12 protein-coding genes and 1 pseudogene are annotated in these 8,850 nt (G+C 62.7%); 8 read left to right on the forward strand and 5 right to left on the reverse strand.

Features of this window, described 5'->3' with window-relative positions; all coding sequences use genetic code 11:
• Positions 1–420: 420 nt before the first annotated feature.
• From BV034_RS05905 to BV034_RS05925, 4 genes are all read right to left on the reverse strand, one after another.
• On the reverse strand, positions 421–1,362 hold the full coding sequence (locus BV034_RS05905) for a hypothetical protein (RefSeq protein ID WP_265592686.1): 942 nt from the start codon (positions 1,360–1,362) through the stop codon (positions 421–423).
• Between the two features lie 4 nt (positions 1,363–1,366).
• A complete protein-coding gene (locus tag BV034_RS05910) occupies positions 1,367–1,861 on the reverse strand; it encodes an ImmA/IrrE family metallo-endopeptidase (protein ID WP_050025091.1) in 495 nt (164 codons plus the stop codon).
• Positions 1,862–2,518: 657 nt separating this feature from the next.
• Positions 2,519–2,836 (reverse strand): hypothetical protein, encoded by a 318-nt coding sequence (locus BV034_RS05920; RefSeq protein ID WP_050025100.1) that lies wholly within the window; start codon positions 2,834–2,836, stop codon positions 2,519–2,521.
• A gap of 113 nt (positions 2,837–2,949) precedes the next feature.
• Positions 2,950–3,171: a hypothetical protein gene (locus tag BV034_RS05925; RefSeq protein WP_050025105.1), complete on the reverse strand. Its 222-nt coding sequence runs from the start codon at positions 3,169–3,171 to the stop codon at positions 2,950–2,952.
• A gap of 91 nt (positions 3,172–3,262) precedes the next feature.
• Between BV034_RS05925 and BV034_RS05930 the strand changes: the two genes are divergently transcribed.
• The 8 genes from BV034_RS05930 (at position 3,263) to BV034_RS05965 (ending at position 8,042) form a co-directional block, all read left to right on the forward strand.
• Positions 3,263–3,502 carry a hypothetical protein gene (locus tag BV034_RS05930; protein WP_050025108.1) on the forward strand — a complete coding sequence of 80 codons (240 nt, stop codon included), beginning with the start codon at positions 3,263–3,265 and terminating at the stop codon, positions 3,500–3,502.
• Between the two features lie 46 nt (positions 3,503–3,548).
• Positions 3,549–4,097, forward strand: coding sequence for a hypothetical protein (locus BV034_RS05935; protein WP_050025109.1), 549 nt, complete (start codon positions 3,549–3,551; stop codon positions 4,095–4,097).
• A gap of 189 nt (positions 4,098–4,286) precedes the next feature.
• The gene (locus tag BV034_RS35730) at positions 4,287–5,057 is read left to right on the forward strand and encodes a hypothetical protein (protein WP_050025114.1); all 771 of its coding nucleotides are present in this window, start codon (positions 4,287–4,289) and stop codon (positions 5,055–5,057) included.
• Between the two features lie 11 nt (positions 5,058–5,068).
• Entirely contained in the window at positions 5,069–5,530 is a 462-nt protein-coding gene (locus BV034_RS05945) for a hypothetical protein (RefSeq protein ID WP_265592687.1), read from the forward strand.
• 3 nt (positions 5,531–5,533) lie between these two features.
• Positions 5,534–6,109, forward strand: coding sequence for a hypothetical protein (locus BV034_RS05950; protein WP_050025118.1), 576 nt, complete (start codon positions 5,534–5,536; stop codon positions 6,107–6,109).
• 147 nt (positions 6,110–6,256) lie between these two features.
• Positions 6,257–6,541, forward strand: a complete 285-nt coding sequence (locus tag BV034_RS05955) for a hypothetical protein (protein WP_050025120.1) — start codon at positions 6,257–6,259, stop codon at positions 6,539–6,541.
• Positions 6,538–7,374 (forward strand): hypothetical protein, encoded by an 837-nt coding sequence (locus BV034_RS05960; RefSeq protein WP_050025122.1) that lies wholly within the window; start codon positions 6,538–6,540, stop codon positions 7,372–7,374. The genes BV034_RS05955 and BV034_RS05960 overlap by 4 nt, the downstream gene beginning before the upstream one ends.
• Complete coding sequence (locus BV034_RS05965; protein ID WP_050025123.1) at positions 7,371–8,042, forward strand: ATP-binding protein; 672 nt, start codon at positions 7,371–7,373, stop codon at positions 8,040–8,042. Before BV034_RS05960 ends, BV034_RS05965 begins: the two co-directional genes overlap by 4 nt.
• 154 nt (positions 8,043–8,196) lie before the next feature.
• On the opposite strand, the pseudogene BV034_RS05970 reads toward BV034_RS05965, so the two are convergent.
• A pseudogene (locus tag BV034_RS05970) lies at positions 8,197–8,850 on the reverse strand (hypothetical protein); the annotation flags it as partial.

Genomic DNA, 8,850 nt, shown 5'->3' on the forward strand with positions numbered 1-8,850 from the left:
GATGAGGTGGGATAGTCAGTGCCCGGAGGTAGATTGCGGCGTCGGAGGCTCAGGGCACGACCTTGAACGAACGGCCGCTTTGGCGGCGCTGGTGAGGTGGGGAGCGGAGGGGATGAGGTGGCAGAGGGCGAGGTCGCGTCACGGCGAAAGGTGGTGGCGATTGCTCCGCTCACCCGCGGGGCTGGGAACCCCCGCCTCCTTTGAGTTTCCCGGCTGGCGGGCGAAATGGAGAAGGTGGAAGAGCCGTCCCGGCTCTTTGGGCGGCTTGGGATGTGGGAAACTACCTGAACAAGCGCACCCGTCCCGTCCCGGCTGTCTCATGAGGCCCTCTTCGGAGGAGGCTCCAGGTGTGAAAGACGTTCTGCTATTTCTTCGGTCCTTTGATCTGGGCTCTTGAGCGGAGCACCGGTGGTTGCGTCTTCATCGGGAAAGTAGGCGCGCCGGAGATCGTCCTGGATGCTTTTTCAAGCGTGTATTGTAGTCGCTGGGCTTGGCGGTTTTTTCTGATTCGCTTATCAGGAAGGGCAGGTAGCCGGGGACGCCGTGCTCTTTGATGAAGTGATAGCAGAGATCAGCAATAACATGGGGGCGGAGTCGCTGCCCGCCCACTAGATCGAGTTCGCGCTCATAGTATGTGGAGGACGGTATCTCTATCCAGAGGTAGGGGTAGCCTACGCCTTCGGAGACGCCTTTGATCGTTGTGCGGCCTGCAAAGTGGAAGGGGAACTTGGCATCAAAGGTGCCGAGCAGCCAGGCGAGCTCGACAGAGATGGCGAGTCGCTGGGGCGTGGCCAAGGCACCCAGGCGGAAGCCCATGTCCATGGAGGGGCCGATATAGTCGAAGACGGTACCAGTATGGATGACGGCATTCGTGACGGGGAAGCCGGCTGTCCAGGAGGAGCCTTTCACTCTCAGTTGGGCCCCGCCGTCTGGACTGCGCTGGTCGCGGCGTTCGCGTTGCAGTTCGTCGATCTTGGAGTTGTACTCTCCGAGTGCTTCACGAAAGGCAGTGGTGAGGAGTGACACCTCCGCCCCACGGGTGACTTCGGCCTTGAAGACGAGTTCGTCCCCAAGAACTTTCCACAGCACCGCCTGAGGACATTGCGGCAGCTTCTTTTTGCGCTGCAACGAGGCGTAGTTAGACCGATAACATTGGGGGAACTCCTCAAGAAAGTCGGTTATAGCCTGCCGCCACTTTTGGTTCTGACCATCGGCAAGACGTTGCTTGTAGCCCGTGGAGCCCTCCAGATCAACGCTCTGAAACAGCACCATGCGGGTGCCTGCGACGTAGCTGTAGATTGAGTCACGACCAGCCTGTGCGGTCGGGCTCTTCGAACCACGATTGGATTGAGATCTCGGCAAAGACCTAGCAGCCAAGGGCTTTCCGGCGAATTTCTACGGCCGCCTCCGAAACGTCAAAGTGCTCCCCGATTTCCGCATCGCTCCAACCACGGGCGGCCAGTCGCTTGAATTCGGCCTCGGGCATGAGGAAACCAGCAGCGAACCAGTTGGCCTCCCACTCAACACGGTTGTTCTCGCCATCCCGCTGAATTGTGATGGGGTGTTTGCCAAGGTTGGAATGTAGCATGTAGTGCCCGAGCTCATGCGCCATGGTGAAGCGGGCGCGGCGCTCGCCAGAGTAGGGGCTGAGGTTGATGAGGAAGTTTCTCTCCTCTATCACCTCAAGTGAGCCGGTCTGGAGCACGCTGTCCCAGTCGGTGCGACGCACCGTCCCGCCGAGATGGCGGACGATCTTTTCAATGTCACCGCCAGCCTGGTAGCCTAGCTTGTTCGCGGCGTCGGAGGCGAACTTCTGGACCTCTTGCTTGGTCCAGTTGATGGGGGTGGGCTTGGTGGACATGGCAGCGGGATGTTTGTACAGTAAGTCAAATTGCTGTTCAAACAAACAATAATCGTCGAATGATTTTTCCGCAACACTGGTGGATTGTCAAGCCTGGGGCAAGGGGGGGAAAGCGGGAGTGATGGAGTGATGCGGGGCGGCGGAAGGGAGATGTCTGGGGGTTTGGTCGCGAACCATTGCGGCACACTGAGCTGGCGGAGATCGTCGGACTACGGCTGGGGGCTGCCGAGCGTGTAATGTAGATGAGGTTAGCGCCATTTCTGAATGGCTGGCAGCCTTAACATAAGGGAAATGCGTTTCCGTTATGTTAAAAGGGCGTTGGTATAAAGGTAGCCCCTCAAAGGAAAGGGGGCACCCGTCGGGGAGGCACGCTGACGATGGCGTGAGGGAGGCGAAGGCCGGGCTTGGGGCGGGGAGGGGCTGCAAGGGGATTCGCGTTCTCACGAACGCAACCACGAGCTTCGGGGAGAGCTGCGAGCTGCTGTGGCGATGGCGTGAGGGAGGCGAAGGCCGGGCTTGGGGCGGGGAGGGGCCGCGAGGGATTCGCGTTCTCACGAACGCAACCACGAGCTTCGGGAGAGCTGCGACCCACTAGATTGCTGCCCACCATTTACTGACCTACCGCTTACCGCTTACCGGTCCCTACCTCTTACCGAATCACGCTGCTTCCCGCAGGCCTTCGGCCACCTTGGCGGGATCGCGTACGCGTTCGAGGATGTGCTCCAGGAGCTGGCCGCGCTCGCCGGCGCCGCGCTTGGTGAGGGTGAGCAGGTGGGCGTCGATCTCGTCCTGCCTGTCTGGGGGCTGGTGGGACCAGGGCAGGGTCAGGGTGTGATGCCCCTGCACCACGAGGTCGTACCGGATGAGGGCCTTGATGTAGGCGCTCCAGGACGCGTAGCCCAGCGCCTTGGCGCGGAGCTCAGCGGCATCGGCAAGATCGGGAGGGAGTTTGGTGGAGCGGTTCTTTGAAGACATGGTTCAAATGTGTTGATTGTCGGTGCTACTTGGTCAGACCCGGTCATACCCGGTGCTACCGACAAAACATTGCATTCACCCGCCCGGATGGCAAACTGTTCGTGTGAACAGTATTACTTTTTTCCACTGGCATCGGCACCCGGCTTTCCGGCCCCCTCGGGCTGGATCTGCAGCGGCAGGGTGATGCGCCCGTGCTCGTCAAAATAATCCAGCGCAGCAGCCAGCGCGGCGCGGGCCAACGTCACGGCCTCGATCCCGGTTTTCTGGCTGAAGCGCTTCAAGCGCGCGATATCGGCGTCGTCCACGCGGAGCCCGATGAGGTTGGTCTTGGCCATAGGCCTAACCCTTTGCCGTGCGGCGTTAACATTCGCAACAAAAAGTTATTGACCTCAATCGTTACTATTTGTAACTATTCGTTACACCCTGATGAACATTCCTGCCGCCACCCGCATCGACCGTGACACGAGCGAGCGCGCCCAGCGCCTCCGCTCCCGGACCTTCCTCACGATGTCTGAAATGCTCCGAATCGGCCTCCTGCGGGTGCTGGAGGAGTTTGAGGCCACCGGGAACGTCTCCTCTGGCGACGGCGTGCCGGTGGCGAACAGCGAAGCTCAAACTTCAAAATCCAAACTTCAAACTTCAACGAGCGAGCCGCCGATTGGCTGATCCCACGCCTTCAGATCACGCACTCCGCATTCCCCATTCCATTCTTATGTGTCTCCAACTCACCGATCCTGTCGCCAAGGCCACCTTCGAGGTGGTGCTCACGAACCTGCCGGCCGTGCAGGAGCTGCCCGCGTGTTTGCAGTCGTCCGCGCGGTTCGAGCTGGAGCGCGCGCGCCTCATCGAGGCCGAGCTGTGCCTGCGGGCGGCCACGCGGCATGCGGAGATGGCGCGCTGGAGTGATCTGGATGCGGCCCTGCAGCTGGCGGAGCAGCAGATCTCCCTGCCGCTGCAAAAACTGCTGTGGGCGGACGAGCGCCACACGGAGGAGACGGATGCGGCGATCCTGGACGGGGACGAGGTGGAGGCGATGGGTTATTTCATCAGTGCGGTGGTGCGCTCCCGCAAGGAGCGCCGCCACCCGGCCTTCGATGCGGAGGAGTGCGAGGGCATCCGCCAGCTGCTGCAGAAGTACGCGGCGGCGATCGCGGAGAAGCGTGAGCACTGCGATGACGCCACCTGCGCGGAGGATCATGATTTCTGGCACGTGCGCCAGTGCATGCTCGCCGCGAACTCCGGTGGTTCGGTGATTCAGTAAGCCAGTGCGTCAGTGCGTCAGTGCGTCAGTCGCGCTCCATCGGACCACGTGTGATTTCCTGGATCCAAGCTTTCCCACCCCAAAACCAAAACAAAACACCCCGGCGGGCAGTTGTGTCGGCCTGCCGGGGTGAGCGGGGAGCGCGTCACCACCCTGTCTGCAAGCCAAACCCCCACTCCGTTGTTTCCCATGTCCCGATCCTTCTCTCCTTCAATCTCTGGCAGCGCTCCCGCCGCTTTCGTGGACCCGACCCCGATCTGGCAGCAGCGGTTCGGCGGCCTGCGGTGGACGGACATGCCGGGGGGCGACACGGTCTTGAAGAAGATCCACTTCGCCCTGTGGCGTCGCGGCCTGGTGAAGGTGATCACGGATGATGCCGCCCCGGCGGGCCGGCGGCTGGGAGGCACTCTCCTGCCCATGTGCGGCACGGGCACGGGCAAGGGTAAAGGCAGGGGCAGGGGTGCGGCATCCGCTTCGGCATCGGCGGCGGACCTGAACGGGGATCTGGATGTGGATGTGGATGTGGATGTGGATCTGGATGCCGGTCTCGGCGGGGAAGGTGATGCGGAGGCCGGTGCCAGTGGCGACGCCGGTGCCAGGGCACGGGCCGTTGATTTTGCGAACCCTCGTGAATCTGTGAAGGCGCTCCCGAAGGGGAAACGCGGCAGGCCATGCCGGAAGAAGAGATTTGGGAAACAACCTGAACTGCCAGCGGAGCCCTGGACGCCCCAGGAGCCGTCGGCAGACCTTTCGGAACTCATCGACCTGGGGGAGCGCATCCGGAAGGCGGCGGAGGCGGTGGGCATGACCCTGCATGAGGCTGCGCGGGAGGGCGGGATGTATGCGCATGCGCTGAAGCCCTCCCACATGCTGACGGCAGGCCCGGCCCAGCAGGCCCGCATGGCGGCGCTGCTGGAGAAGCTGGTTCAGAAGAATCACCAGGAGAAGGAGGGCGTATGACTGAGGCTGACATGCAACACGCCCTGTGGCTGCACCTGCTCGACAGCGGGCACGGCCTGGTGGCGCCGAACTTCACGCCCCCGCACTGGTGGGAGTGCGATGTCTTTTCCATCACGGAGATGGGCTATGCCATGGAGCACGAGATCAAGACCTGCCGCGGGGACTTCCAGCGCGACCACCTGAAGGGGGACAAGCACGAGCGTCTGGCCCGCGGGGATGCGCAGGGCCCGGCGGCGTTTTACTTTGTGTGCCCGCAGGGCGTGCTGGCGCGGGAGATCATCCCGGTGTGGGCGGGGTTGCGGGAAATTACGGTGAAGGGCCGCGTCATCACGGCGCGCCGCGCCCCCATCCTGCACCGGCAGAAGGTGGGGCCGGAGGCGCTGCTGCGCCTGGCGCGCACGTTCTGCGGCCGCTTCTGGCAGCTGCGGGAGGGGCGGGCGATCCTGACCTTTGCGCGGAAGGAGGCGGCTTGAGCCATGAGCGACCATCGCCCGCGCCAGCCGCCCTTGGGCAGGTTGGCTCAATCCCCGCCTGCAATTGCTAATGCCGATGCCAACGTCAACCCCAGCCTCAACGCCAACGCCTGCTTCAACACTCCTTCCCATTCCGCCGCCGTCCCAGCCGCCCCCTGCGGCGGAGACGGCATCGGCGGTGCTGCTGACCACCTTCCACGTCCCGGGCCGGCTGCCGAGCTGGAACACGGTGCTGGCCATGGGGCACTGGGAGAGGGCGCGGTTCAAGGAAAGTCTGCAGCGCGGTTTCTTGTCCGCATTACGAGCGTGCGGGTCCGCCTGCTCGATGAGGACAATCTCTGCGAGAAATACCACGTGGACTGCTGCCGATACGCTGGCCTCATACCTGACGACGCTCCGTCGCTCGTCCGGATCCAGACCCTCCAGCGGAAAGCCCGCCGGGGCGAGGCCGAGCATACGCAGGTCGAGATCTATCGGCTGAGGCCGGATCCGGATCCGGAGGCACCGCCGCCGTCCGATGGGCCTGCTCCTGCCACGACCGCTTTCAGCGAACACCAATCCACCCTGGACCTGAGGTGAGATGAAACAAGCTTCGCCACCTGCGGCAAACTTCAAATCTCAAATCTCAAACTTCAAAATCCAAACTACAAGCCCCCACGCCTGACGCGCAGCCCAACGCCAAGCTGAAAACTTCAAACTTCAAACTGAAAACTTCTCATTCCCCCTATGAACTCAGACCGACTCGCCGCCATATTTGACACTGCCTCCATCGATCTCCGCAAGCTCGCCGCGGAGGGCCAGGCAGACATCCTCACGGACCTGGCCGCCGTGGTGGATGAAGCCCAGGCGCAGGACAAGGAGGCGCTGAAGATGACCTTCGGCTTCCAGATCGTGCTGGACCTGGGCGGGGACAAGCAGACCTCCACCCTCTCCTGGAGCGTGAAACGGAAGCTCAGCACGGACCACGCGATCGCCAACCCGGACCAGCACGAGCTGCCATTCGAAGCATGAAGACACTCATCAAACACGCCCCTGCATTCGACTTCTTCCCAGAGCGGTTCTGGTTCGCTGTGGAAGGCTGGAGCGAGCAGGACATCTGCCGCTACTGGCGGCTCTTGGGGCATCAGTGGATGAGGGGCTTTCTCCCCGCTGATCTGAAGGAACTCACCTCACTGGCTCGAGGCAAACTCTCCGGCCGCATTGTCGAGAAGTTCCCCGTGGCCGAGGATGGACTCCGCAGGAATGGGTTCATGGAAACTCTGCGTGCAGAGCAGGTGGAGCGCATCCTCGCGAACCGGTACAAGCAGACGCTGTCTGCATGGAAGCGCTGGCATCCCGGTGAGCCCCTGCCTCCGCACCTGGTCTCCCAGGAGGTGTTCCGCGCCCATGCCGCGGGAGGTGAAGATGAATGCCCCGGCAATGCCGTGGCATTGCCACAGGGAATCCCGCAGGCAATGCCACAAGAATGCCCACCACCCACCACTGCCCCATCACCACCCACCACCCACCCCGATGGGATACACACACCGCGTGAGGGGGGCGACTCCTGGCCGACTCTGGAGGAAGTGATCGCCTACTCAGAGAGGGGCATGACGCCCCGGGAGTGCGCGGAGAAGTTCTGGAACCAGCATGAGGGCACGGGCTGGATGCTGAACAACGTTCCCATTCGCAAGTGGCAACCCATCTTCGACAACTACGCCACGAGCTGGAAGGCCAACGAGTACCGCAGGAAGCCGGCCGGCCGCGGCCAGCCATCGCCTGCCGCTCACCAAGCAAAGCCGCCGGGGCTTTTTGGCAGTGCCATGGACAAGTATCGAACCGACAAGAAGGAGGGGCAGCCGTGAGCGAACCGATCAGCATTCAAGCAGCATTCGCTCACGCTCACGAGCGCTTCTCCATCCTGCTCGACGATGAGGCATTCTGGAACGAGAGAGGGGCGTTTTTGGCCGAGAAAGAGCGTCAGGAGTCGGAGGAGCGTGCAGCGGCAGCGGACGCACTGCAGATCCGCAGGTTCAGTGAAATTCCTGAGGTGTATCGCACGGAGTTCACCCCGTCACTCTCCACCATGAGCAAGGACACCATCCGCCATTGCCGCGAGTGGGACCCCCGGAGCAAGCGTGGGATCGGGCTCTTGGGTGCGACCGGCATGGGCAAGACGCGTCTCCTGTGCGCGGTCCTGCGTCGCCAGCAATGCTCCTGGCTCTACCTGCCGGCATCGAAGCTGTCCCTCGCAGTGAGCGACCAATGGCAGGAGGGCGGCGTTGGTGCGCGGGCCTTCTCGACGTTGCGGGAGGCCAAGCGTGTGCGCGTGCTGCTTCTGGACGACCTGGGCGACGAGAAGCACACCGAGGCCATTACGGCGGAGCTGAAGGATCTGGTCGAGCATCGGACCTCCCGCGGGTTGCCGATCTTGTGGACGAGCAATCTCTCACCTGAGCAGATCACCGCGAAGCACGGGGAGCGCGGGGCGGCGATTGTGCGGCGGCTCGCGGAGTTTACGTGGACGCCGTGAATGGGGGAGGGTGCTTGCGGCTTGAAATTCCACGAGAGAGAAGCAAGTTGACTCTGGAATAGCCTGGCTCATGGGGTTTTCCACGGGGCGGGTGTGTAGGTGGTGAGGGTGGCTCACACAAAGGCACGAAGGCACAAAGATTTGATGAAGGAGTCTATGAAGGCGGTGGTTCAAGGCCTTGCAGGCGCTCCATGAAGGTGCTGAGGAACAGGTCGCTGTCTTCAGGGGTGGTGGTGCCAGCCTCATCCTCAATTGGCAGAGCCTCCTCCGAGGCTTTGGCGAGGAAGTGGTCGCGCAGTTCCCGCACGACTGCGTCGCGGAGTTGCTCGTAGTGCGGCGGTGGGGTGAACTCCTCGAACGGGTCGGTGTGGATGAAGGGAACGGGGAGGGTGCCTTTCTTTTCCTCGAACCAGTGCTTCAGGTAGGCTCTGAGCAGGTCATGGTTGACCGGCTTGCGGCCGAGGAGGTCGTCGTGGAAGTGATGGAGAGCCACGGGCTGGTTTGACTCCGGTCGGGGCTCGGCGCAGTCGATCCAGACGACGGGATAGGGCCTGCCCTTGATGACGCCTTTGAGCGGCAGTTCGCCCTCATAGTAGAGAGGCAGGTGTTTGGCTCCGCTGCTGACGAGGAGCCAGGCGAGGTCGGCGGAGAGGGCGAGTCGCCGTGGGGAGGCGTGCTCCTTGACGCGGAAGCCGGTATCAACCTGCGGGCCGATGTAGTCGCGTCCGTCGGTGAGACTGACTCCGGGCCTGACCGGGCTGGGGGAGAAGAGGGGGATCTCACCGTTGCCCACGGGGAAGCCTGCCAG

The organism is Verrucomicrobium sp. BvORR034 (assembly GCF_000739635.1).
GTDB lineage: Bacteria > Verrucomicrobiota > Verrucomicrobiia > Verrucomicrobiales > Verrucomicrobiaceae > Verrucomicrobium.

Excerpts from the sequence above, each read along its gene's own strand:
- BV034_RS05910 (WP_050025091.1), bottom strand. The coding sequence starts at position 1,861 with ATGTCCACCAAGCCCACCCCCATCAACTGGACCAAGCAAGAGGTCCAG.
- BV034_RS05920 (WP_050025100.1), bottom strand. The coding sequence starts at position 2,836 with ATGTCTTCAAAGAACCGCTCCACCAAACTCCCTCCCGATCTTGCCGAT.
- BV034_RS05925 (WP_050025105.1), bottom strand. The coding sequence starts at position 3,171 with ATGGCCAAGACCAACCTCATCGGGCTCCGCGTGGACGACGCCGATATC.
- BV034_RS05930 (WP_050025108.1), top strand. The coding sequence starts at position 3,263 with ATGAACATTCCTGCCGCCACCCGCATCGACCGTGACACGAGCGAGCGC.
- BV034_RS05935 (WP_050025109.1), top strand. The coding sequence starts at position 3,549 with ATGTGTCTCCAACTCACCGATCCTGTCGCCAAGGCCACCTTCGAGGTG.
- BV034_RS35730 (WP_050025114.1), top strand. The coding sequence starts at position 4,287 with ATGTCCCGATCCTTCTCTCCTTCAATCTCTGGCAGCGCTCCCGCCGCT.
- BV034_RS05945 (WP_265592687.1), top strand. The coding sequence starts at position 5,069 with ATGCAACACGCCCTGTGGCTGCACCTGCTCGACAGCGGGCACGGCCTG.
- BV034_RS05950 (WP_050025118.1), top strand. The coding sequence starts at position 5,534 with ATGAGCGACCATCGCCCGCGCCAGCCGCCCTTGGGCAGGTTGGCTCAA.
- BV034_RS05955 (WP_050025120.1), top strand. The coding sequence starts at position 6,257 with ATGAACTCAGACCGACTCGCCGCCATATTTGACACTGCCTCCATCGAT.
- BV034_RS05960 (WP_050025122.1), top strand. The coding sequence starts at position 6,538 with ATGAAGACACTCATCAAACACGCCCCTGCATTCGACTTCTTCCCAGAG.